This window comes from Mycobacterium sp. NGS57 (genome assembly GCF_059812405.1).
The window spans coordinates 77,426-102,599 of record NZ_JCALCP010000010.1 but is presented as its reverse complement, the minus strand read 5'-3'; the positions used below and the strand labels follow the sequence as shown (position 1 = coordinate 102,599).

At 72.8% G+C, this 25,174-nt stretch carries 13 protein-coding genes; 3 read left to right on the top strand and 10 right to left on the bottom strand.

Features of this window, described 5'->3' with window-relative positions:
- Window positions 1-30: 30 nt before the first annotated feature.
- A complete protein-coding gene (locus AC5Y43_RS19625; protein ID WP_499975147.1) occupies window positions 31-2,793 on the top strand; it encodes a PE family protein in 2,763 nt (920 codons plus the stop codon).
- Between the two features lie 11 nt (window positions 2,794-2,804).
- Here the strand turns inward: AC5Y43_RS19625 and AC5Y43_RS19620 are convergent, their stop codons facing one another.
- Window positions 2,805-3,311 (bottom strand): DoxX family protein, encoded by a 507-nt coding sequence (locus tag AC5Y43_RS19620; protein ID WP_499975145.1) that lies wholly within the window; start codon window positions 3,309-3,311, stop codon window positions 2,805-2,807.
- Between the two features lie 106 nt (window positions 3,312-3,417).
- Between AC5Y43_RS19620 and AC5Y43_RS19615 the strand changes: the two genes are divergently transcribed.
- Window positions 3,418-5,007 (top strand): pyruvate, phosphate dikinase, encoded by a 1,590-nt coding sequence (locus tag AC5Y43_RS19615; protein ID WP_499975143.1) that lies wholly within the window; start codon window positions 3,418-3,420, stop codon window positions 5,005-5,007.
- Entirely contained in the window at window positions 5,004-5,609 is a 606-nt protein-coding gene (locus AC5Y43_RS19610; protein WP_499975141.1) for a MarR family transcriptional regulator, read from the top strand. Before AC5Y43_RS19615 ends, AC5Y43_RS19610 begins: the two co-directional genes overlap by 4 nt.
- 1 nt (window position 5,610) lies before the next feature.
- On the opposite strand, the gene AC5Y43_RS19605 is transcribed toward AC5Y43_RS19610, so the two are convergent.
- From AC5Y43_RS19605 to AC5Y43_RS19565, 9 genes are all read right to left on the bottom strand, one after another.
- Entirely contained in the window at window positions 5,611-6,855 is a 1,245-nt protein-coding gene (locus tag AC5Y43_RS19605) for a WS/DGAT domain-containing protein (protein ID WP_499975139.1), read from the bottom strand.
- Between the two features lie 4 nt (window positions 6,856-6,859).
- Window positions 6,860-7,765, bottom strand: a complete 906-nt coding sequence (locus tag AC5Y43_RS19600; protein ID WP_499975138.1) for an alpha/beta fold hydrolase — start codon at window positions 7,763-7,765, stop codon at window positions 6,860-6,862.
- Window positions 7,766-7,866: 101 nt separating this feature from the next.
- Entirely contained in the window at window positions 7,867-8,334 is a 468-nt protein-coding gene (locus AC5Y43_RS19595; RefSeq protein WP_499975136.1) for a VOC family protein, read from the bottom strand.
- Window positions 8,335-8,406: 72 nt separating this feature from the next.
- Entirely contained in the window at window positions 8,407-8,622 is a 216-nt protein-coding gene (locus AC5Y43_RS19590) for an MbtH family protein (RefSeq protein WP_499975135.1), read from the bottom strand.
- Window positions 8,603-9,916: an NADPH-dependent L-lysine N(6)-monooxygenase MbtG gene (mbtG, locus tag AC5Y43_RS19585; RefSeq protein WP_499975134.1), complete on the bottom strand. Its 1,314-nt coding sequence runs from the start codon at window positions 9,914-9,916 to the stop codon at window positions 8,603-8,605. The genes AC5Y43_RS19590 and mbtG overlap by 20 nt, the downstream gene beginning before the upstream one ends.
- Complete coding sequence (locus AC5Y43_RS19580) at window positions 9,913-14,295, bottom strand: amino acid adenylation domain-containing protein (RefSeq protein ID WP_499975132.1); 4,383 nt, start codon at window positions 14,293-14,295, stop codon at window positions 9,913-9,915. The genes mbtG and AC5Y43_RS19580 overlap by 4 nt, the downstream gene beginning before the upstream one ends.
- Window positions 14,292-20,666, bottom strand: coding sequence for an amino acid adenylation domain-containing protein (locus tag AC5Y43_RS19575; RefSeq protein WP_499975130.1), 6,375 nt, complete (start codon window positions 20,664-20,666; stop codon window positions 14,292-14,294). Before AC5Y43_RS19575 ends, AC5Y43_RS19580 begins: the two co-directional genes overlap by 4 nt.
- Window positions 20,659-23,670 carry a mycobactin polyketide synthase MbtD gene (gene mbtD / locus AC5Y43_RS19570; RefSeq protein WP_499975128.1) on the bottom strand — a complete coding sequence of 1,004 codons (3,012 nt, stop codon included), beginning with the start codon at window positions 23,668-23,670 and terminating at the stop codon, window positions 20,659-20,661. The genes AC5Y43_RS19575 and mbtD overlap by 8 nt, the downstream gene beginning before the upstream one ends.
- Window positions 23,670-24,992, bottom strand: a complete 1,323-nt coding sequence (locus AC5Y43_RS19565) for a beta-ketoacyl [acyl carrier protein] synthase domain-containing protein (RefSeq protein WP_499975126.1) — start codon at window positions 24,990-24,992, stop codon at window positions 23,670-23,672. Before AC5Y43_RS19565 ends, mbtD begins: the two co-directional genes overlap by 1 nt.
- Window positions 24,993-25,174 lie beyond the last annotated feature (182 nt).

Here is a 25,174-nt window from a genome sequence, read left to right as displayed (position 1 = left end):
CTGAATTCCACGAATACCGGGAGGATTGCGATGTCGTTTGTGATGGTGGCCCCCGACCTGGTGGCGGCAGCCGCGGCCGACGTGGACAGCATCGGATCGGTGCTCAGCGCCGCGCACGCCGCCGCGGCGGCACCGACCACCGCCGTGCTCGCCGCCGGCACCGACGAGGTGTCCGCGGCGCTGGCGGCGCTGTTCAACGAACACGGCCGCCTCTACCAGGCCGTGAGCGCCGATGCCGCGGCGTTCCATCAGCAATTCGCCCAGACGATGAGCAACGGCGGCGCGATGTACGCCGCCGCCGAGGCCGCCGCCGCGTCCCCGCTGCAAACCCTGCTCGACGGCATCAACGCGCCCGTCCAGGCGGCCACCGGGCGCCCCCTGATCGGGAACGGCACCAACGGCGCCCCGGGCACCGGACAGAACGGCACCGCCGCCGGGTGGCTGATCGGCGACGGCGGCGCCGGCGGGTCCGGCACCAACGGCGGCAACGCCGGCGGTAACGGCGGCAACGGCGGGGCAGGGGGGCTGATCGGCAACGGCGGCGCCGGCGGCGCCGGCGGACAGCCCCTCGCGCTGGGCGGCCCGGGCGGTGCCGGCGGCAACGGCGGGGCCGCCGGGCTGTTCGGCTCCGGCGGGGCCGGCGGGGCCGGCGGAAACTCGAACGCCTCCGCCGGGAACGGCGGCGCCGGCGGCAACGCCGGCATGCTGTTCGGCGCGGCCGGGGCGGGCGGCGCCGGCGGGCACAGCGACAGCATCACTTTTCCCGGCGGGGACGGGGGCGCCGGGGGGGCCGGCGGGATGTTCTCCGCCGGGGGCACCGGCGGGCTCGGCGGGACCAGCGTGAGCGGGACCGGCGGCACCGGCGGGGCCGGCGGGACCGGCGGGATGTTCGGTGCCGGTGGGGCCGGCGGCGGCGGCGGAGCCACCACGGGCGGGACCGGCGGGCTCGGCGGGGCCGGCGGGACCGGCGGGATGTTCGGGGCCGGCGGGGCCGGCGGCACCGGCGGGCACGGCTCAACCTTCGGCGGCGCCGGCGGGGACGGCGGCAACGCCGGCATGCTCAGCATGGGGGGCGGCGGGACCGGCGGCGCCGGCGGCGAAAGCATCACGCCGGTGGTCGGCATCGGTGGGGCGGGCGGGGGCGGCGGCCACGCCGGCCTGCTCTTCGGCGACGGCGGGGCCGGCGGTAACGGCGGGTTCGGCCCCCAAACCGGCGGGCGCGGCGGGGCCGGCGGCGCCGCCGGCATGCTCAACGGCTCCGGGGGCGCGGGCGGGGCCGGCGGCGACGGCGGGACCGCTCAGGGCGGGGCCGGGGGCGCCGGCGGCGGGTCCGGCCTGATCGGAAACGGCGGTAACGGCGGCAGCGGGGGTACCGCCGAGGGCGCCGCCAGCAGCGTCGGCGGCGCGGGTGGGGCCGGCGGCAACGGCATGCTGATCGGCGACGGCGGCAATGGCGGCAACGGCGGCCTCGGCCAGGTGCGCGGCGCGACGGGCGCCGGTGGCATCGGCGGTCAGCTGCTGGGCCTGGACGGCTTCAACGCCCCCGCGAGCGCCGGCCCGCTGCACACCGCGCAGCAACAGACGATCGCCGCGATCAACGCGCCCGTCCAGGCGCTCACGGGTCACCCCCTGATCGGCAACGGCGTCAATGGTGCCGCCGGGACCGGGGCCGCGGGCGGGGACGGCGGACTCTTGTTCGGCAACGGCGGGATCGGCGGCTCCGGGGCCGCGGGCGGCGCCGGCGGACACGGCGGGGCCGGCGGAGGACTGTTCGGCTCCGGGGGCGCCGGCGGCGCGGGCGGCGCGTCGGCGACCGGCAACGGCGGCGCGGGCGGCGCCGGCGGCAGTGCGGGCTTGTTCGGCTCCGGCGGAACCGGCGGAGCCGGCGGACGGGCACCGGGCGCCAACATCGGCGGAGCCGGCGGGGCGGGCGGCAACGCCGGCCTCCTTGCGGGCGCCGCCGGCAACGGCGGCAACGGCGCCGTTGCCTTTACCCCCGGCGTCAACGGCAACGGCACGGGCGGGGCCGGCGGGGTAGGCGGTAGCGGCGGGCTGTTTACCGGCGGCGGGGTCGGCGGGGACGCCGGGTTCGGCCAAACCAGCGGGGCGGGCGGCGCCGGCGGCAACGGCGGGCTGTTCTCCAGCGGCGGGGCCGGCGGGGCCGGCGGGGCCAGCAACCTCAACGGCAGCAGCGGCGCCGGCGGGGCCGGCGGCAACGGCGGGCTGTTCGGCGGCGGGGGGCACGGCGGGGCGGGCGGATTCGGACAGACCACCGCGGGCGCCGGCGGGCGCGGCGGCAACGCCGGCTTGCTGAGCATGGGCGCGGCCGGCGGGGCCGGCGGCGACGGCGGGAGCAACAACGGCGGCGGCACCGGCGGCGCGGGCGGCGCCGGCGGCAACGGCGGCATGTTCTTCGGCGACGGCGGGGCCGGCGGCATCGGCGGCGGCGGCGGATTCCAGGGCGCGGCGGGCGGCAACGGCGGCAACGCCGGCATGCTCATGGGCTCCGGCGGCGCGGGCGGCGCCGGGCGCGCCGGGGAGCTCGGCGACCCCGGCGGCGCAGGCGGGGCCGGCGGCAGGGCCGGAGCGATCGGCGACGGCGGCGCCGGCGGCGCCGGCGCGGCCGACACCGGCGGCGCCGGCGCCCCCGGCGGCAGGGGCGGCAACGCGGTATCGATCGGCGACGGCGGCAACGGAGGCAACGGCGGACCGGGCACGCCGCCCGGCGCGCCCGGCACCGGCGGGACCGCCGGGATGCTGCTCGGCCAGGACGGGAAGAACGGGACGACGTAGCCGGCCCGCGCTTATCCCGCCTGTTTGACCGGCGGCCGGTAGAAGATGCCCAACAGCCCTATCGCCCCGGCCAGGCCCAGCCCCACCGAGATGATCAGTCCGGGCCAGCCGTCGAACCAGTTGTGGCCGAAGATCAGCCAATCCAGGCTCAACCTCCCGGCGCCCAGCGTGGCCACCACGACGGCGCTGACCGCGAGCACCAGATTGTACTCCCAGCCCTCCTTGACGATGAAGAAGCCGTTGGCGCGGTGCACGGTCCAGGCCGCGACCAGCATCAGCGAGACGAAGCCCGCCGCGGGGATCGGGGTCAGCAGCCCGGCCGCGAGGCCCAGGCCGGCGGACACCTCGGTGGTGGCGGCCACCACGGCGTGGAACTTGCCGGGCTTCATCCCGATGCTTTGGAACCAGCGCGCGGTTCCCGGTATCCGGCCGCCGCCGAAGAACTTGTTGAAGCCATGCGCGGCGAGGGTCAGTCCCAGCACAAGCCGCAGAATCAGTAACCCGACATCCACATACATAGGTGCAAACCTAGATCATCGGACCTGCGCGGACCGTCCTGACATACTCGTCGGGGCCCGCTGGGAAGGTCCCGCCGGGACAGGCCGCACGACGAGGGGGTGCACTGTGACCGCCGTGGTCGCACTGACCGCCGACGCGCGCCACCCCCGCGAGCTGCTGGGCAACAAGGGACACGGCATCGTCGCGATGCGCGCGCGGGACCTGCCGGTGCCGCCCGCGTTCTGCATCACCACCGAGGCGGGCCTGAAATATCTCGCGGACCCCGCCGCGACGATGGACGCGATCTGGGACGACGTGCTCGCTGCGATGCGCTGGCTGGAAAGCCAAACCTCGCGCACGTTCGGGCGCGGCCCGCTCCCGCTCTTGGTCAGCGTGCGCTCGGGAGCCACGCACTCCATGCCCGGCATGATGGACACGATCCTGGACGTGGGCATGAACGACGCCGTCGAACAGGCGCTCGCCGAACTCGGCGACCAAGCCTTCGCCCGCGACACCCGCAGGCGGTTCACGACGATGTACCGGCGCATCGTCGGCGCCGCCGGGCGGCAGGACGTCCCCGCCGATCCCTACGCGCAGTTGCGTGCCGGCATCGAGGCGGTGTTCGCCTCGTGGCATTCGCCGCGCGCGGTCGCCTACCGCACCCACTACGGCCTCGACGACAGGGGCGGCACGGCCGCCGTCGTGCAGGCGATGGTGTTCGGCAACCGGAACGCCAATTCCGGTGCGGGAGCGTTCTTTTCCCGCAACCCGATCACCGGCGCCGACGAACCCTTCGGCGAATGGCTGCCGGGCGGCCAGGGCGACGACGTGGTCTCGGGATTGGTCGACGTCGAACCGATCACCGCCCTGCGCGACGCGCAACCGGGCGTCTACGACCGGCTCGCCGACGCCGCCCGCTGCCTCGAGCGGCTCGCGTCCGACGTGCAAGAAATCGAGTTCACCGTCGACGACGGCGCGTTGTGGCTGTTGCAGACGCGCTCGGCCGAGCGCTCGGCGCAGGCGGCGGTGCGGCTGGCCCTGCAATTGCGCCGCGAGGGGCTCATCGACGACGCCGAGGCACTGAGCCGCGTGACCCCGGTGCACGTGGCGGCCGTGTTGCGGCCCGCGCTGCAGCCCGAAACACGTGCTGCCGCACGGCTTTTAGCCGAAGGGCTGCCGGCCTGCCCGGGCGTGGCGTCGGGCCGCGCCTATACCGACGTCGACGAGGCGCTGGGCGCCGCCGATCGCGGCGAGCGGGTCATCCTGGTCCGCGATCACACCAGGCCCGAAGACGTCCTGGGCATGCTCGCCGCGCAGGGCATCGTCACCGAGGTGGGCGGCGCCGCCAGCCATGCCGCGGTCGTCAGCCGCGAGCTCGGCCGGGTGGCCGTGGTGGGCTGCGGCCGGGGCACCGCGGCGGCGCTGGCCGGCAAGCAGATCACCGTCGACGGCTACGAAGGCGAAGTGCGCGAGGGCGATCTGAGCCCGTCGGCGTGGTCGGAGGAAGAGACGCCGGAGCTGCGTGAGCTGGCCGGCCTCGCGCGGCGAATCAGCCCGCTGCGCGCGCACGCCACGGGCGATCACCCGCGGCTGGACGACACCTCCGACGCCGAGGTCCGCGCCGCCCTCGACGCCGGGCACACCGACGTCGTTTCCACCGCACCGCTGATCGCCATGCTGACCGCGCTGCGACTGACGATGGGCGCTACCGAATGACCGAATTGGCAGTGCTGCAGGCGGTCCGGCTGAAGGGCCGGGCGGCGGCCGCCGACGTCGCGGGGACCCTGGGCGCAGACCTCGGCGACATCGCTCCGATCGTCGAGCGGCTGACCGGCGCGGGCCTGCTGGCCGGCGGCGCGGCGCTGCGGATCACCCCCGGCGGCCGCGCCCGGCTCGAGGCGTTGCTCGCCGAGGAGCGCGCGGGCATCGACGCGGGCGCCATGACCGCCGCCTACGACGACTTCCGCGGCGTGAACACCGATTTCAAGTCCCTGGTCACCGACTGGCAGCTCAAGGGCGGAGCGCCCAACTCCCACGACGACGCCGCCTATGACGCGGCGGTGCTGGCCCGCCTCGACGGGGTGCACGCGCGGGCCCTCCCGATCCTGGGGGCGGCCGCCGCACAGCTGCCGCGGCTCCAGGCTTACGCGGCGAAATTGGCTGCGGCGCTGGACAAAATCACCGCCGGCGACACCGCCTGGCTGACCAGGCCACTGATCGACTCGTACCACACCGTGTGGTTCGAGCTGCACGAGGAGTTGATCGGTGCCATGGGCATGACCCGCGAGGAGGCGGCGAGGTCCGGTGACGCGCAGTAGATCACAACGCCGCGTCGAGTAGCCGCACGTACTCGTCGACGTCCCCAACGGCCGACCGGGCGGCATGCACGCTGATCGCCACGGTGTCCCCGATGCCGTGCACCCCGTGCGTCAGCCCCATCACCGGCGACAGCGCCGGGTATCCGGCCGTCAGCACCACCGGCGCGCCGCCGAAGCTGAGGTCGGCGGCGCCGCGGTGCACGCTGGACACCACGGTGTTGCCGGCCACCTGGGCTGGGCGGGTATCGGGGTCGAATTGCCCGACACCCCAACGCAGTAACGCCGCGGGCATCGCGGCGAACGCCCGGTCGGCGGCAGCGGTCGCCGGGTGCTCGAAGCGGCGCCGGGCGTTCGCCAGATCGGCGGCGATGCGCGCCATCCGGGCGTGGATTCCGAGTTCCGGGTACAGCCCGACGACAACGTTGCCGAAATGGTTATGCGCTTGCGGCACACCGGGTTTGGCCATCGGGACTTCGGCGCCCAGTGCGTCCGACCCCGCGCCGAGCAGGCCGGCCAGCGCCGTGGACACCGCCGCCAGCACTCCCACCGTGACCGTGGGGCCGGACAACTGCGAGCGGCGCCGCACCAGGGTGCGCACCGAACGGCCGCCGCCGGGACGGGTGTTGGTGGGCTGCAGCGGCCGGGGGCCGGGACCCGGGGCCAGCAACCCGGCGCGGGTGTCGCGCACCAGCAGCCGATGGGCGCGGGCCGCGTCGGCGGCCCGCCATGGCAACCACCCCGTCGCCGGCCGCGCCGCAGCGGGCACGGGCGCGGGACGGCCGAACAGCCAGGCCGCCATCGCCGAGGCGCGGGCGCCGTCGGCCAGCGCGTGGGCGACCTGCAACACCGCCACCGTGCCGGCGCCCTCCCGGATGCCGGGAACGCCGCGCACCGGGGTGAACAGGTGCAGCCGCCACGGCGCCCGGCGCACGTCGAGCTGGTCGTCGGCGAGCGCGACGACGGCCGCCAGGCACGCCGGCCAGCCGTCGTCGGTCAGGTCGTGGCGGACCACCCGCTCCGGCCCGACGGTCGCGGGCACCCACTGCGGGTAGGCCAGCCGGCCGCGCTCGTGCACCCGCATCGTCAGCTCGCGGCACGCGCCCGCCCGCCGGCACACCTGCTCGATGGCGCCGGCGCAATCCGCCGGTTCGCCGTCGAAGGCGTACAGCAGGAACTGGTCGTTGGGAAGCTTGGCCGACATCCAGTAGAACTGCGCATCGACGGCCGCCATCCGGTGGGCCGCCATGGCGTCAGCCGGGCGAGCCGATGAACGTCAGCACCAGGTTGGCGACCTTGTCCGGCTGTTCGAGCTGCAGGAAATGGCCGGCGTGGTCCACGATGGCGGCCTCGCTGCCCGCCGGCAGCGCCTTTTCCGTCCAGTAGGTGAACGCCGGCGTCATGCAGCCGTCGTCGCGGCCGTGCAGATACAGGCACGGCAGCAGCGGCTCCTCGGTCCACAGCCGGTTCAACTCGGCGTATCGCGCCGACGGCCGCGGGCTGCGGATCGTGGCCCGGTAGGGTCCCAGCGCGGCCCGCCAGCTCTCCGGCGTGCCGATCGCCGCGTCCACGTGCCGCAGATCCTCGTCGGCGCGGTAGCCCGGCGACCACCGCCGCCACAGCCGCGGCAGCACCCAGGACGCGGAACGCTCAGGGAGCCAGGGCAATTGGAAGTACAGGATGTACCAGCTGCGCAGCAGCTGCGCCGGCAGGTGACCGACCAGCCGCGCCCGGTCGGCGACCCCGCCGCGCCGGCGGAACCCCGCCGCGACCGGCACCGACATGATCACCGCCTTGGCGAACGGGCTGTCGGTCATCGCGGCCAGGCCGGTCGCGGCGATCGCACCCCAGTCGTGGCCGATCACGACGTCGCGCTCGGTGCCGCCCGCCGCCTCGCGCACCCGCAGGGCGTCGTCCATCAGCGCGCCGACGTGAAAGTCGCCGTCCACCGGAATCGACGACGGCGCGTAGCCGCGCATGAACGGCGCGACCACCCGCCAGCCGGATTCGACGAGCCGCGGGGCGAGCTTGCGCCACCCGTAGGCCGTGTCGGGGAAGCCGTGCAGGCACAACGCGATCGGGGCGTCCCGCGGCCCCCAGCTGAGGGCCTTCAGGCCGCCGGCGGGCCCGGGCACGTCGATCCAGCCCGGCTCAGACATCGGCGCCGGCCCCGTCGGCATCGTCGGGCATCGTCACTCCCTGTTCGGCTGGTCTGCACGACAAACCTAACGGGCCTGGACCGGCGCGCTACACCAGGGCTTCAGCGCACCGCCCGCTCCAGCTCGGCGACGACGATCTTGCGCATGCCGTTCAGCGCCCGGGTCGCCGCCGTCGCGCGGCTCCGATCCGGGTCGCCGATCAGCTCGTAGAGCCGTTCGGGGACGATCTGCCAACTCAGGCCGAAGCGGTCCTTGCACCAGCCGCACTGCGATTCCTCGCCGCCGTCGGTCAGCCGGTCCCAGTAGTAGTCGACCTCGTCCTGGTCGTTGCAGTGGATCGTGAAGGACACCGCCTCGCTGAACGTGAAGTGCGGGCCGCCGTTGATGCCGATGAACCGGTTGCCGTCGAGCACGAAGCTGCCCGTCAGGACCGTGCCCGGCTCTCCGGGGCCTGCGTCGGTGGTGCGGTTGAAGCCCTCGATCCGCGAGTTGGGAAACACCGAGGTGTAGAACTCCGCGGCCTCCTCCAGGTTGTGGTCGAACCACAGCGAGGGCGTGATCGAGGGCATGGCGGTCTCCTTGCGTCGTCGTTGGTGTGGTCGCGCACTGACAGACCCCGACGACGACGGAAACTCACCGCGCTAGCGCGAATCCATCGCCTCGCGAAGGCTGCGCGGCCGCATGTCGGTCCAGTTCTCCTCGACGTATTGCAGGCAATCCGCGCGGCTGGCCTCCCCGTACACCTGGCGCCAGCCCGCCGGCAGGTCGGCGAACGCGGGCCACAGGCTGTGCTGGTCTTCGTCGTTGACCAGCACGACGAAAGCGGCGGTCTCGTCATCAAAGGGGTTGGTGCTCATCGCTTCTCCCTGTATTTTTCGCGGTCGATCCCTCGGCGGCGGACAGCTCGGCACCCAGCACCCGATCGGACAGCAGTCCCAGGCAGCTCAGATTGGGAAATCCCGGCCCCTGGTTCAGTCCGGCCAGGTTGGGCAGGAACAGCTTGGGTGTGACGTCGTTGACCGACAGGTCATGGCCGATCGCTTCCTGCAGGCGCGGGCAGCTGAGCGGGGCACCGAGGCCGAGCTCGAGCAGGTCCAGCGCGTCCTGGCTGAACAGCGACGTGAACCACAGCGGGTCGGCGCCCGACCCGTCGATCACCAGGTCGAAACCGTGGACGGTTTCCAGGTTTTCGCTGCCGCGATCGGTACTCAGCGTCAGCCGGATCTGCCCGTCGCGACCCACCGCGTGGGCCACCCGCCCGCGCAGGTGGCGGATCCGGTCGTCGGCCAGCAGCGCGTCCTGCACGCTCGCCGAGAACACTCCGCGGTCGGTGCGCGCGATCGCGTCGCGGCGTTCGTCGAGCGTCAGCGCGGTCCAGTCGGTGGGATCGGAGAACAGCGCGTTCTCGAAGAAGCTCTCGCCGCGGGTGAACAGCGTGACCTGCGGCGAGATGACGGTGATGGTCGAGACCCGGTGACCGAACAGCTCGGTCAGCATGGCGGCGGCGGTCTCGCCGCCCCCGACCATGGCGACCCGTTCGGCGCAGATCCGCTCGTGCTGGGCGGCGCGATGCCAGAACTGCGCGATCGAGAGCACCCGCGGATTGCCTGGCAGCAGCGACCTTTCGGCCTGGCCGGGGCCGGTGATCATCAAGGCGTCGGCGTGCACGGTGCCCTCGCGGGTGCGCAGCACCCAGCGCCGGCCGTCGACGGACAGGCGGTCGACCTCACCGTGGACCACGGTCATGTCGACCTGTTCGGAGACCCACCGCAGGTACTCGTGCCACCGGCGGTGCCGGGGCGCCGGGCGGCCCCGATCGATCCACTGGCGGAACTGGCCGGTGGTGATCAGGTACGCCTGCCAGCTGTAGCGCATCATCCGTTCGTCGAGTTCGGCGTTGCGGCGCGGCACCAGCGACGAACGGTAGGGGAAACCGATGTCCTTTTCGGGGCTGGTGCCCAACCGCTGCGAGCCGTCGGTCCAGCCACCGCCGGCGTGCCAGTTGGCGGCCACCCCGGTGCGTTCGACGGCAATGACGTCGGGGACGTCGGGAACGTCGTGGATATCGGGGCCCATTTCACGCAACACCGCCGCCTTGGCCGCGACGGCCACCGCCTTGGCCCCGGCGCCCAGCACCGCAAGCGTGGTCATGTCATCAGCTCCCGCAGCACGTCGTACCAAATCGATTGCAGCGCAACGATGTCCGACTCGGACAGGATGTCGGGCAGCGCGCGCCACTGCGTCGCGAGCACCGGCCGGTCGCCGGCGCCGACCACCATGGCGAGGATGGTCAGCTCGTGGCGCACCGCGAGGTCGGGCTCGGGCACGGGCCGAAGCCCGGCCAGCAACTCGCGGTCCAAGCGCAGCTCCGCCTCGAGGTCCAGGCGGCCATCCAGGCGGCCAAGGTAGTTCAACAACAGCTGCGGACCGCCCACACCGTCCAGCGCCGTGCCGGCGCGCAGGTAGCGCAGCAGGCCGTAGTCGAGGCCCTCGCCGGGAATCGTTCGCCGCCCGATGTCGGCGGGATCGTCGGAATCCAGCCGCAGCGGGTAGATCGCGCTCAGCAGGCCGACGGTGTCGGTGGTGTCTACCGTTTGGTCCTCGGCGGCCTCGACGACCGCGTCGGCCCGACCGTGGGTCTCCAGGGCCAGCAGCGACGGCGGCGTCGGCTGACCGCGGCGCTCCCGCCAGCGGGTCACCGTGCGCGCCACGGCGGCGATCAGCAGGTCGAACATCGGCATGCCGGAGTTCAGCAGCCGGGCGGTGACATCGGCGTCGGTGATCGCCGCGAGCGCCAGGAGGTGGCCGGCCCGGTCATGGGCGGGATCGACCCGCCGGGCGCCCAGCTCCGGGTCGTCGCCGTCCAGCTGGGTGCGCCAAAACTGCTCGCTTCGTGCGATTTCCGCGCTTTGGGCGCGCTTGTGCAACGCCGTCGCCCAGCGCCGGCAGCTGGTGTGCTCGCGAGACGGCGCCGGTGCGTCGCCGGCGGCCAAGGCGCCCAGGGCCGCGTCCAGCTCCCCGAGCACCACCCGCCACGACGCCGGGTCCATCGCCAGCACGTGCGCGGTGAGCACCAGCACACCCGGCCCGGTCGGCGGTTTCAGCCACACCGCCGCCAGCAGCGCCCCGCACTCGGGGTCGAGCGACTCCAACGACCTGGCGGCGTGGTCGGCGACCGCCGCCCGCAGGTCGCCGGGCACTTCCGCCTCGGTCAGGAAATCGGGAACCGGCCCGGGCACCAGGGTCATCGTGTCGCGGTCCAGCCGCGAGCGCAGCGTCTCGTGGCCCTCGACGATGCCGGCCAGCGCGGTGCGCAGCTGATCGCCGTCGACGCCGGCGGGCAGCCGGATGGCCTCGGTCTGCGCCAGCCGGCGCGGCTCGCCGTACTCGTAGAGCCAATGTGCGTTGGGCAGCAACGGAATCGGCCCGCCGGCGTCCTCCCCGGCGGGCCCGACGTCGGCCGCTTCACCGTCGATGGCGGCGGCCAGTTCGCGGATGCTGCCGCATTCGAGGATGAGCCGGGCCCGCAGCGCGATGCCGCGCCGCCGTGCCGCCCGCACCACGGTGAGGGCCACGATGCTGTCCAGTCCCAGCTGGAGGAAATCGGCGGTCACGTCGACCCGGGGGCTGTCCAGGATTTCCGAAAGCAGTTCGGCGAGCGCGCTTTCGGTCGCGGTCTCGGGTTCGGGCCCGGCGTCGGCGGCGGGGTCGAGCCGGGCCAGCGCGGCCTCGTCCAGCTTGCCGTTGGGGGTCAGCGGGATGTCGTCCACCACGACGATGCGCTGCGGGACCATGTAGTGCGGCAGCCGCCGGCGGAGCGCGCCGCGCAGCTCGGCCGCCGCGGGCGCAGCGCCGTCGGCGCCGGCCGCGTAGGCGGTCAGCCGCGGGGAGCCGCTGCCGCCGTCCACCAGGACGCGGGCCTGGTGCACACCCGGATGCGACTGCAGCGCCGCGGCGATCTCGTCGGGCTCGACGCGGAAGCCGCGGATCTTGACCTGTGCGTCGGCGCGTCCCAGGTAGGGCAGCGAGCCGTCCGGGTGGCGCCGCACCACGTCGCCGGTCCGGTACATTCGCCCGCCGGCCGCGAACGGGTCGGCCACGAATCGCGTTGCGGTTTCGGCGAACCGGCCGAGGTAGCCGCGGGCCAGCTGCGCGCCGGCCAGGTAGAGCTCGCCCGCCGCGCCGTGCGGCACCGGCCGCAGCGCCGAGTCCAGCACGTAGGCGCGCATCCCCCGGGTGGGTGTGCCGATCGACGGCTCGTCGCGCTCGGCGAGGACGGCGACCACCGCCTCGACGGTGGTCTCGGTCGGCCCGTAGCAGTTGTAGGCCGCCATTGACGTGCGCGCGCACTCTTCACGGATGGCCGCCCAGGTGGGCGCGTTGACGGCCTCCCCGCCCAGCGCCAGCACCGCCAGCGGCACCTCCGCCAGCAGGCCGAACGCCTTCAGCTGGGCGAACATCGTTGGGGTGGTGTCGATCATGTCGATGCGGTGTTCTGCGATCGCGGCCACGAGCGCCTCGGCGTCGCGCTGGGTGTCCTGGTCGACGACGTGCACGGTGTGCCCGTCGAGCAGCGCGATCAGCGGTTGCCAGGCGGCGTCGAACGCGAACGACCACGCGTGCGCGATGCGCAGCCGGCGACCCAGCCGCTCGGCCGCCGGCCGCAGCACCGTGTCGATGTGGTCGTCGGCGTAGGCGCCGAGCGCGGCGTGAGTTCCGATGACGCCCTTGGGCTCCCCCGTCGTCCCGGAGGTGAAGACCACATACGCCCCCTGCCCGGGGCGCGCCTCGGCGGGCCGGAAGTCGGTCGGTGCGTCGCCGGCGGCGGCCATCAGGTCGTCGTCGACGACGATCGCCGCGCCGCTTTGGCGCAGGATGGATTCCACCCGCTCGGGCGGGGTCCCGGGCTCCAGCGGCACGCACAGCGCACCGGCCTTGAGCACCGCCAGCAGCGCGACGACGTACTGCGGCCCGCGGGGAAGCCTTATCGCTATCGGGGTTTCGGTGTCGGCGCCGCGCGCGGCGAGCGCCGCGGCCAGCCGGTTGGCGGCGGCATCCAGCGCGTGGTAGCTCAGGGCGCCGTCCGCCCAGCTCACCGCGACGGCTTCGGGGGTGACCTCGGCGATCGCGGCGAAGCGGGCATGCAGACCCGTTGCGGTCGCGGGTGTTTCGACGGGGCGCACCGGCACCGGCTCGTCGCCGAGCAGCACGCTCACCTCCCGCAGCGGCCGGTCCCATGCCTCCAGCAGCCGCTCGGCCGTGGTCAGCATCCGGTGCCCCACCAGCGAGCCGCTCGTGGTGCCCAGCGCACCGTCGATAAGCTCCACCAGCAGCACGAGTTCGCCGTCGTCGAGGTGGGCCGCCAGGGCGACCGGGAAATGTGACACGCTTTCCAGGCCGGCGGGCCGGAATGTCGCACCGCCGGCGGTCAATTCGCCGCCGTCCGCGAGTCCGCCCGTGGGGAAGTTCTCGTACACCAGCAGGGTGTCGAACAGTTCGCCGACGCCGCCGAGCGACCGCAGCCGGGCATGGCTGAGGTAGCCGTGTTCCCGCAGTATCGCGGCATTGCGTTGCAGGCCAAGGCATTGCGCGCCGACGGTGTCGTCGGGCTCGAGCCGAACCCGCAGCGGCACGGTGTTGATGAACAGGCCGATCATGGTTTCGACCCCGTCGAGCTCCGGCGGGCGGCCCGAGACGGTGACGCCGAAGACGACGTCAGCGCGGTCGGTCGACCGGGACAGCACCAGCGCCCACGCCATCTGCATCAGCGTGTTGACGGTGATCCCGTGGGCGCGTGCGCCGTCGGTCAGGCGGGCGGTGGCCTGCCGGTCGCGCCGCAACTCGGTGCGCCGCGGCAGGCCCGCCTCCGGGATGCGGGACGCCATCGCCGCCGACAACAGCGTGGGGCCCGGCAGCCCGTCGAGGTGTTCGCGCCAAACCCGTTCGCTCGCGGCGTGATCGCGTCCCGCCAGCCAGCCGATGTAATCGCGGTAGGGCCGCGGCGCCGCGGGCAGCGCCCCCGCGTCACCGCCCGCCCCGTAAAGGGCGATCATCTCGGCGGCGAACACCGGCAACGACCAGCCGTCGATCACGATGTGGTGCGCGGTGATCACCAACCGCCGGCGGGCGGAGGGCAATTCGACGAGCAGGAAGCGGATCGCCGGGGTGTGTTCCAGGTCGAACGGCCGGCGGCGCTCCGCGGCCTCGAGGGCCTCGAGCTCCTCGGGCCGCGCGGTGACCTGTCGCCACGGCAGGTCCACCCGCGACGGCACGATCTGCACGGGGCGCGGGATGTCGCGGCTGACGAAGCTGGCCCTCAGGTTAGGGTGGCGCGCCAACATCGCCGCGGCACAACCTTTCAGCAGTTCGACGTCGAGCTCGCCGGCGATGTCGGCGACGATCCCGACGACGTAGGGGTCCTCGGGGGCCTCCCCGGACAGCATGGTCAGCGAGTACAGCCCCTCCTGCAGGGGGCTGAGCGCCATCACGTCCTCGATGCCGGCGGGCATGCGGGTCTCGGTCGCGGTCACGGCCGATCTCCGTCCGGCGGGTGCGAGCCGGCCCACGATTGGGTCACCGCCAGCAGGTCGTCGTCCGACAACCCCGACGTGCTCATCGGGACGTGCCGGGTGTCGGCGGCGCCGTCGGCCGGCGCCTCCGCGTCGGAGTCTTTGCGATCCAGCGCGGCGGCCAGCAGCTGCACGGTGGGGTTCTCGAACACCAGCCGCGGGCTGACCGGCAGGCCCGCGTCCCGGGCGCGCGCCGCCAGCTGCACCGACAGGATGCTGTCGCCGCCGAGCGCGAAGAAGTCGTCGCAGCGCCCGATCTCGGTGATCGGGAGCAGCTCGACGAACACGCTCGCCAGCGCGCGCTCGGTGGCGGTCTGCGGTGGCTCGCTGTGACCGGTGGTGCTCACCGCCGGCCGGGGCAGCCCGGGCCGGTTCAGCTTGCCCGACTCCGTCGCGGGCATCTCGTCGAGGACGGTGATCGACGACGGCACCATGTATCCCGGTAACAGCGTGGTGATTTCGGCGCGCACCGCCATCGCGAACGCCGACTTCGCCGCGTCGTCGGCGCACTGCTCGTCCGGAACGACATAGCCGGCCAGCGTGGTACTGCCGTCGACGGCCCAGGTGCGCGCCGCCGCGACGGCCACGCCGTCGGCCGACTGCAGCGCGGCCTCGACCTCGCCGAGTTCGACGCGAAAGCCCCGCACCTTCACCTGGTGGTCGACGCGGCCGACGAACTCCAGTCGGCCGTCCTCGGTCCAGCGGGCCCGGTCGCCGCTGCGGTAGAACCGCGCGCCGGGTTCGGTCGCGTACGGGTTGGGCACGAAGCGCGACGCCGTCAGGCCCGGCCGCTTCCAGTAGCCGCGGACCAATTGCCCACCGGCGTAGTACAACTCGCCGACGACGCCGACCGGCACCGGCTTGAGCGCGTCGTCGAGCACGTAGACCTGCGAGCCGGGCATCGGCGTGCCCAGGATCGGGACCGGCGGGGTCAGGGGCCCGCGGACCAGCGCGCCGGACGTCTCGGTGGCGCCGAAGTTGTTCAGCAGCTCGGGTCCCGCCGGGCCGCCGCCGCATCCGGCGAGGAGTCGCTCCTGCAGCGACACCGTCATCGGCTCGGCGCCACACACCAACCGCGTCAACGACTTCAGCGACTCGGGCCACGAGTCGACGATCGTCGAGACCAGGCTGGGCACCGCGGTCACCTGTGCCACCGCATGGCGTTGCGTCAGCGACGCCAGGGCTTCGGGGTCGCGGTGCTCGCCGTCGTCGGCCAGGATGGTGGTGGCGCCGGCGGCCAGCCCGCCCAGCGTCTCCATGCAGCCCTCGAGGAACGTCCAGGAGGCCTGCGCCAGGCGCACGTCCTCGGTCCCGTCGCGCCCCACCGGGTAGTGCCGCAGCTGCCAGTTGAGCCGCGTGGTCATCGCGCGGTGGGTGCCCAGCACCCCCTTCGGCTTGCCGGTCGAACCCGACGTGAACACCAGGTACATCGGGTCGTCGGGATGCGCCCTGACCGAGGGGCGAGCGGGCCGCGCCGCGTCCATCGCGGTCCGCACGGCCGGGTCGTCGAGGGAAATCAGTGTCGTGCCGGGATGTTCGGGCATGGTGGTGGCGGCGTCGGCCGTCACGATGACGACACGCGGGTCGACGTCGTCGAGCATGAGCCGCTTGCGCGCCGGCGGGTAGGCGGGATCGAGCGGGAAGAAGCCCGCCCCGGCCTTCATGATGGCGACCAGGGCCACCACCATGTCGATGCCGCGGCGCGCCGACAGGCCCACGAGCGATCCCGGTCCCACCCCCCGGTCACCGAGTACCTGGGCCAGATTGTCCGAACGGCGGTGCAGCCCAGCGTAATCGATCTCCTCGTCGGCGCAGCGCACCGCGACGCGATCCGAACCCCATTGCCGGCTCGGCTCGAGCAGGTCGGCGATGGTGAGCGGGCGCTCGGGCGGCGGCGGAGCGCCGCGGCTCCACTGGGTCAGGATGCGGTGGCGCTCCTCGTCGTCGAGCAGTTGCACGTCGCGCAGGTTCTGATCGACGTCGGTGGCGAACGCCTCGATGACCTGCGTCAGCCATCCGGCGAGTCGCTCGATGGTGTCCCGGCGGTAGAGCTCGGTGCGGAACAGGATCTTGCCACGATAGCCGCTGTCATCGTTGTCGGCGGCCTCCGGTGCGTCGGTGGTGAAGAAGTTGACGCTCAGGTCGGCGTGCGCCATGTCGAACGGCGGCTCCAGCGCGGTGAACACGGTGTCCCCGCCCGGGCCGGAATCGATCACCCGGTCGGTCGGCAGCTGATCGCGCACGTGCACGACGACCTGGAACAGCGGGTTGCGCGACAGCGAGCGCACCGGGTTGACCGCGTCCACCACCTGATCGAACGGCAGGTCCTGGTGGGCGTAGGCGCCCAGGGCGGTCTCCCTGGTCCGCCGCAGCACCTCGCGCAGGGTCGGGTTACCGCCCAGGTCGTTGCGCAGCACCAGGATGTTGATGAAAAAGCCGATCAGTTGGTCGAGTTCGGGTTCGCCGCGCGCGGCGATCGGGGTGCCCACCGGGATGTCGACGCCGCCACCGGCCTTGTGCAGCAGCACCGCGACCGCGGCCTGCAGCAGCATGAACTCGGTCAGGCCCAGCTCGCGGCTGAGCGCGACGAGCGCGGCGCGGGTCTGGGGGCCGATGCCGAATTCGACCGCGTCGCCGGCGCCGCCGGGCACGGGCGGCCGCGGCAGGTCGGGCCGCAGCCCGGTGTCCTCCGGTATGCCGTCGAGCCGGCGCACCCAATAGTCGCGCTGGGTTTCCGCGACGGTGGGCCCGTCGCCGTTCAGCAACGCGCCCTGCCACGCCGCGTAGTCGGCGTATTGCACGGGAAGCGGTGTCCAGGCGGGCTTTTCGCCCGAATGGCGCGCCCGGTAGGCGGTCAGCAGGTCGGTGAACAACACGCCGCCGGACCAATGATCGATGGCGATGTGGTGCACCACCAGCGACACCACCTGCGCGTCACCGGTGTGCAACACCGCCACCCGGATCGGCCACTCGCGGTCCAGCCGGAAGCAGTGCCGGCGCTCGGCGTCGAGCTGCTCCTGCAGCCATTGCTCCGATTCGCCGCTCGCCCGCCGCACCGCGACGTCGGCGGCCGGGTTGACGACTTGGTATGGGACGCCGTCCTTTTCCGCGTACGTGGTGCGCAGGATTTCGTGGCGCGCCACCACGTCGCCGACGGCGGCCGCCAGCGCGTCGACGTCGCAGGGGCCGCTCAGCCGGGCGGCGAACGGGATGTTGTTGGCGTCGCTGGGTCCGTCGACCTGGTAGGCGAACCACGTCCGCAGTTGGGAGGCGGACAGCGGCAAGGGCTCGTCGCGGGACGTCCTGACCAGCGGCGGCCGCGGCGGCACCGCCACTTGTCCGGAACGCAACTGGTCGATTCGTTCGGCCAGGCGCCCGACGGTCGCCAACTCGAAGATGTCGCGGATGCCGACCTCCGCCTCGCAGCGCGACCGGATGGCCGCGACCAGCTTGGTGGCCAGCAGGGAGTGACCGCCCAAATCGAAGAACGAGTCGTCGAGGCCCACCCGCTCGCGGCCGAGCAGCAAGGAGAACATGCCGGCGATGCGGCGCTCGGTGGGGGTGCTCGGCTCGCGGTACTCGGTGGCCACCGCGATTTCGGGTTGCGGCAGCGCGTCGCGGTCGATCTTGCCGTGCGTGGTGATCGGGATCTCGTCGAGCACGACGTAGGCGGCCGGCGTCATGTAGTCGGGCAGCGCGGCGGACACCCGCTCGCGAATGCGCTCGACGTCAACGGCTTTGCCTTCCGCGGGCGTGACGTAGCCGATCAGGCTCTTCCCCAGCTGGGGCAGGTCCGCGGCGATGACGATCGCCTGGCCGACGCTGGGGTCGACCGAGATCGCCGCCGCGATCTCGCCGAGCTCGATGCGAAAGCCGCGGATTTTCACCTGTTCGTCGGCGCGGCCGACGAATGCGATGTCGCCGTCGGCGTCCCGGCGCGCCAGGTCCCCCGACCGGTACAGCCGGCCACCGGGCGTGAACGGGTCGGCGACGAATCGCTCCGCGGTCATCGCCGGGCGGCGGTGGTAGTAGTGCGCGACATGCGTTCCACCGATGTAGATCTCGCCGACGACACCGATCGGCACGGGCTGCAGCGTGTCGTCGAGGAGATAGACCTGGGTGTTGATCTTGGGCCGGCCGATCGGCACGACGCGTGCGCCTTGGGTGCCCTCCACGGGATAGCTCGTGCAGTTGATGACGGTTTCGGTCGGCCCGTAGAAGTTGTACAGCGCCGCGTCGAAGGTGGCGTGGAACTTGTCGGCGATCTCGCCGGGCAGCGCCTCGCCGCCGACGGGGACCCGGCGCAGGGTGCGCCACCGGTTCACTTGCGGCAGCGACAGGAACAACCCGAGCAGCGAGGGCACGAAGTGCATCGAGGTGATGCCTTCGCGCTGCAGCAGGTCGGTCAGGTACCCGATGTCGCGCAGCCCGTCGGGACGCGGGATGACCAGGCGCCCACCGCAAATCAGCAGCCCGAAGATCTCGGCGATGGACGCGTCGAAGCCGGGCGAGGCGACCTGCAGCAGCCGGTCGGTCTCGTCGACCTGGTATTCGTCGCCGAACCAGACGAAGTACTCCGCGACCGGCGCGTGCGGTACCGCCACGCCCTTGGGCAGCCCCGTCGACCCGGAGGTGTAGATCAGGTAGGCGGTGTTGTTCGGGCGCAGCGGCCGCACCAGCTCGTCGTCGGACGGGTTCTCCGCCGAATACCGCGACAGCCCGGTGACCGGCTCGCGCAGCACGAGTTTCGCGTCGACGTCCTCGAGGATGAAGCTCAGCCGGTCCTCGGGGTAGGTCGGGTCGACCGGCACGTAGACCGCACCGGCCTTGAGCAGGCCCAGGGCCGTGATCACCAACTCGGGCGACTTGTCGAGCAGCACCGCCACCCGGTCCTCGGTCCCGATGCCCTGCTCGATCAGCCAGTGCGCCAACCGGTTCGCGTCCTCGTTGAGCTGGCGGTAGCTGTATTGGCGGCCCTCGTAGACGACGGCGACGGCCTCCGGCGCCCGCGTCGCGCGCTCGGTGATCAAAGCGGGCAACGTGGTTGCCGGCGTCGAAAACTGCTCGCCGGCCGAGGCGCGGCGCAACCATTCCGCGTCGGCTTCGCTCAGCAGCGGCAGCCGTGCCAACTCGGTGTCGGGGTCGGCCAGCGCCGCGTCCAGCAGGACCGCGTAGTGCTCGAGCAGCTGACACACCAACGCGGCGTCGAGCACCTCGATCAGGTAGTCCGCTTCCACCAGCGCTCCGGCGGGGGCCGGCGTCACCGTGAAACTCAGCGGCAGGTCGCCGAATTGGTTGTCCAGCTGCCCGCGTTCACACCCCACCCCGGGTGGGCAGAACCCCCCGTCGGCTTCGCGCAGGTTGAAGCCGAGACGGGTCAGTCGCTCGGGCTCGTGATCGGGATCGGCCTCGCGCGCCACCCGGTCGAAGTCCACCCGCTGGTGCGCGAAGGCTTCCGCGGTGCCGTCGTGCAGCTGCGCGACCAGCTCGCGGAATGTCTGCCGCGGCCGCGGCCGGCTGCGTATCACGGCGGTGTTGGCGCAGCGGCCGATCGCCGTCGCGGTGACGGTCTCGCAGCTCGGCGCCGGCGCCGCGATCAGGAAGTCGGTGCTATGGGTGTAGCGGTGGATCAGGGCCGAGAACGCGGCCAGCAGCACCGCGTACGGGCTCGCACCGGTGTCGCGCGCCAGGGCGGCGGCATCGTCGAAAGCCTTGGCGGACAGGCACGTCGATGCGCGCAGGCAGCGCCACGAGTGGGGTGTGGCCGAACCTTTGGGGCCGGGCAGTTCCAGTGGCTCGGGGAGCTCGGCCAGCACGGTGCGCCAGTAGGCCAGGTCGTCGTCGCGGGGTTCGACGGCCGATGGCGGCGCAAGCGGCGCGCCGTCGGCGCCGGGGTCGGTGTAGGCGCGGGTGAGGTCGGCGAAGAACGGCGCCCATGATCGCTCGTCCCAGGCACCCTGGTGGACGGTGATCAGCAGCATCAGCTCGTCGGCGCCGAGGCGCACCGCGGTGACCCGCAACGGCGAATCCGCCGCCAGGTCGAACGGGCAGCGAGACTCGCGCTGCGCGAGCACTTCCACCCGCAGCTGGCGGGCCTGCTCGGCCAGCCCGGACAGGTCGTGTTCGGCCCAGCCGGGCCGCAGGTCGTCGTGGATCACCGGATCCGGGTCGGCACCGTCCTGGGCGTGATACGTGGTGCGCAGCACGGGGTGCCGGATCGCCACCGCGTCCACGGCGCGGTGCAACCGCTCGACGTCGACGGCACCGGTGAGCCGATAGGACGCGCAGAGGTTGAGCTGGGGGCGCGAGGCTTGCTCGGTGGTATCAGTCACGCGAGGATTCCAACCTTTCTGATCTCTCGGGCCGTGCGTCCGGTGCGTCAGCGCGCAGGCACTCGACCAGTTCGGTGCCGGTCATGCCGCCGAGCAGCCGGCCCAGCGATACCGATCGGCCGATCCCCCGCCGCAGCCGATCGCGCAGGTCGACGCCCAGCAGCGAGTCGACGCCGAGGTCAACCAGCCGAGCGCTGAGATCGACGGACTCCGGGCCGTCCAGGCTCAGGGTCGCGGCGAGCGCGGCGCGCACCACCTCGTCGACCGATGCGCCCTCTGGGCTCTCGCCGTCGGCCGCCGTCTCGACCGCTCGTTCGGCGCTCTCCATCGCGAACGGCGCTGCAGCGCCCTGGCTTTCGAAGAAAGTTCGCAGCCGGTCGAAGTCGGCGGCGAGGATCAGCGGATCGCCACCGTGGTGGCACAGGCTGGCGATGACCGCCGCGTCGGGATCCATCGCGACCAGACCGGATCGCTCGATGCGCGCGATCTCGTCTGCCTCGGCGATGGCGGTGCCCCGCCACAATCCCCACCGCACCGCCATGCAGTCCAGCCCCCTGGCCCGCAGCTCGGCGGCGCACACGTCGAGCATGCGGTTGGACGCCGCGTAGGCAGCGTGACCGTAGCCGCCCCAGACCCCGGACACCGACGAACACAACAGGATGCGCACGTCCTGACGCAGCGGCCAGAGCTCCGTCATCCGCGCCAGCCCGGTGACCTTGGCCGCGAACACCTCTGCCAGATCTGCCTCGCCGAGTTGGTCGTGGGGCGCGAACCTGGCGGCACCGGCGGCGTGGATCAACAGTGATGCGCCGCCGTCCGCGTACTCGCCGGCCACCGCGGTCAGCGCCGCGACGTCGGTGATGTCGCACGCCGGCGCGTGCACCTCCGCGTGATATCCGGCGCTCAGCCGGTCGAGTTGCTCTCGCGCGATACCCTTGCGACTCAACAGGATCACCCGCCGGGCGCCCTGTTCGACGCAGTGCCGGGCGTATCTCAGCCCGATGGTCCCGTTGCCGCCGGTGATCACCACGTTGTCGAGGGTCGTTGTGTCCAGGAGGCGTGCGGGCGCGGCCTCGGCGCCGCACTCGCGCAACGTCCGGACGAAACCGGTGGGGCCCGAATCCCGCAACGCGACCTCGGTGTGATCGCCCAGCAGCACGTCGACGCATCCGTGGGCACTGGCGGCGCCGAGGCCGCCGGCCGGCAGGTCGAGGTGGGCGAATGTGCAGTCCGGGAATTCGAAGCCGGCGCTGCGGTGCGCCGCGGCCAGCGCCGCCTGCGCCGGCGATGCGGGCGACGGGTCGCAATCCATGTGTTCACCGCCCCGGGTAACCAGCCAGACCCGCCGGCAGCGCGGGCCGATGGCCCGGCGATAGTCGACCGACCTTGACTTGCAACGGAATTCGTCGGCGGCTTCAAACGCGGTGGTCTCCTCCGCGACCGGCGCGACGAGGACGGCGACCTCCGCCTCGTCGGGGTCGGTGACCTCGCACCTGCGGTCCGCCGCAACGGCGTCAATCAGCCGGCGCGCCATCGCGTCGTCCGGCTCCGGCGCCACGACCGCGACACCGCACGGTTGGCGGTCGCCGTCGGCGGGCGGGGTTTCCGGGCGCGGCTCCCACTGCTCGTAGAGCACCGTCACCACGGAGCCGGGCGCCGGCGGTAGTGGCTCCGGTGTCGCCCACAGGTGCACCGCGCGCATGGGCGCCGTGGGAAACGCCCGCAGCAGTTGCCGGTTGCCGACGTTGACCAAATCGCGCCACCGGTAACCCGGGTTGGCGAGCGCGGCGGTGACGATGCTGGCGCAGAGTTGGTCGACGGCGGATTCGTCACGGTGGCCGGAACCCACGATCACCGCTTCCGGGGCCAGCTCGTCGAGCGCGTGAAGCAACGCGGGGTGCGCGGACATTTCGACGAACGTGCCGACGCCGCGCTGCACGGCCGTCTCCGCGGCCTTGTCGAAACGGACCATATTGCGCAGGTTCTGGTACCAGTAGTCGGTGAAATCGGTGTCGGCGCCGACGACACCGCCGCGCGCCGAGCTGACGAACTCGACCGGGGCGTCGCGAAACGCCGCCGCGGGCAGCAGGTCGCCCAGCGTGCCGCGCAGCGAATCCAGCTTGCTCGTGTGGCCCGGGTAGTCGACATCGAGCTCGCGGACGAAGACGCCGTCCTTCTCGGCCAGCCGCACGATGCCGGCGACGGCGTCACGATCTCCGGACACCACGCTCGACGACGGCGAATTGACCACCGAGAGCTCCAGCCAGCCCGGCGTCTCGGCGATCATTCGCTCCGCGTGGTCGGCGCCCACGCCGAGAACCGCCATCCCGTACCGGCCCGGGAGCCGTTCGACGACGGCGGCGCGGGCGGCGACGACGGCGACCGCGTCGGGCAGCGCGATCGCCCCGGCCACGTAGGCGGCGGCGACCTCACCCAGGCTGTGGCCCAGGGTGATGTCGGGCAGCACCCCGCAGCACCGCCATAGTTGCGCCAGGCTCGCGGCGTGCGTGAACTGCGCGCCCTGGATGTCTATCTGCGACCAATCCCGAGCGGTGTCGGACAACAGGTACGTCAGCGGTGACGGCAAACCGGCGGCCACGAACGTTTCCGCGCACCGGTCGGCTTCGGTCCGGTACGCCGGCAGCCGCCGGTAGGTTTCTGCGCCCATTGACGGCCACTGATTGCCCTGGCCCGGAAATACGAAAGCCGTTCGCGGGCCGGAACTTCCCGAGGACCGGGCCACGAGCGGGTGGTTTTCGCCGCCGGCCAGCGCGCGCAGCCCCGCCGCGAGTTCGCCGCGATCGGCCGCCCGCACCACCGCGCGGTGGCGACGGATGCGCCGCGTGCCCATCAGCGTGAAAGCCACCGAGGCGGTCGGGTCTTCTGCCCCGCCGAGGCGCTCCAGGTAGTCCAGGACGGCGGCCGCGTCGTCGGCGATGAGGTCCTTCTCGTGCGCGCTGAGCAGCACCGGGACGCGGTCATCGGGCAGTCGGTGGGCCGGCATCATGCGGCCTCCGTCACCGAAACGATGACATGGGCGTTGGTGCCGCTCATCCCGAACGCGGAAACGGCGCCGATGCGCTGGCCGTCCACGGCGGGCCACGTTGTCAGCTCCCGGGCCAGCCGCAAACCCTGGCTGTCCCAGTCGATTTCCGGGCTGGCCTCGACGGCGTGCAGGGTCGGCGGGACGGCACCGTGCTCGGCGGACAACACGACCTTGGCCAGCCCGAGCCCGCCGGCGGCCGACTGCGCATGGCCGAAGTTGGACTTCACCGAACCCAGCAGCGCGCCCTGGCCCGGCTCCGTGTCCCCGTAGGTTTCCGCCAGCGAACGCAATTCGGTGCGATCACCCAGGGTCGTGGCCGTGCCGTGCCCCTCGATCATTCCCACCTGTTCGGGCCGCAGCCCGGCCTGCGTCATGGCCCGCCGGAACAGGCGGCTCTGCGCCGCACCGCTGGGGGCGGTGAGCCCGGCGCTGCGCCCGTCCTGGTTGAGGGTGCTGGCGCGGACTTCGGCGACGATCCGCCGGCCGTTGCGCAGCGCGGCCGACTTTCGTTGCAGCACGAACATCGCCGCACCCTCGGCCCACGTCGTGCCGCTGGCCTGCGCGCTGTACGGGCGGCAGCGGCCGTCGTCGGAAAGGGCGTGCTGTTTCGAGAACTCGACGAAGAATCCGGGCGAGCCCATCACGCAAACCCCGCCGGCCAGCGCCATATCGCAGTCGCCGGTCCGAATCGCTTGCACCGCCAGGTGAAACGCCACCAGCGCGGCCGAACACGAGGAGTCCACCGTGATGGCCGGGCCGGCCAGCCCCAGCGTGTAGGCGATGCGCCCGGAGATGACGCTTTGCGCGGTCCCGCTCATCAAGTGGCCGCTGTGGCGGGAGAATTCGGCCATCTCCGGGCCGTAGCCGGTGTCGTAGGCGCCGACGTAGCAACCAACGTCGTGTCCGGCCAGGTCGTCGGGGTTGATGCCGCTGCTCTCCAGGGCGTGCCACGACACCCGCAGCGCGACGCGTTGTTGCGGGTCCATCGCGATCGCCTCGCGCGTCGAGATGCCGAAAAAGGCGGGATCGAATGTCGTTGCGCCGGCCAGGAATCCGCCGGAGTCGTGGATCCGCTTGAACCCCTCACGGCAGGAGCCGGTCAACAGTTCGCGGATCGGCCACCCCCGGTCGGTCGGGAAAGGGCTGAGCCCTTCCCGGTGCTGCGACAGCAGCGCCCAGTAGCCGTCGGCGGTGTCGACGCCTCCGGGCGCCTCGAGCGCCATGCCCACAACGACGACCGGGTCATGATCGAAGACCGCAACGGGCAGCTGATCAGACATCGGCGGCGACTCGACTGACGCCCGCCCCCCGACCCAGACATCGGCACGGAATGTGTGCCGGCACAACGCACCGCGTCATCACGATGATTCCTCCGATACTGCCCCCGAAGCGCCACCCACGATCGGTCCGGAGATGTTGTTTTCTTGGTTGACCGGCGCAGTCGCTTTACACGCCGATGGGA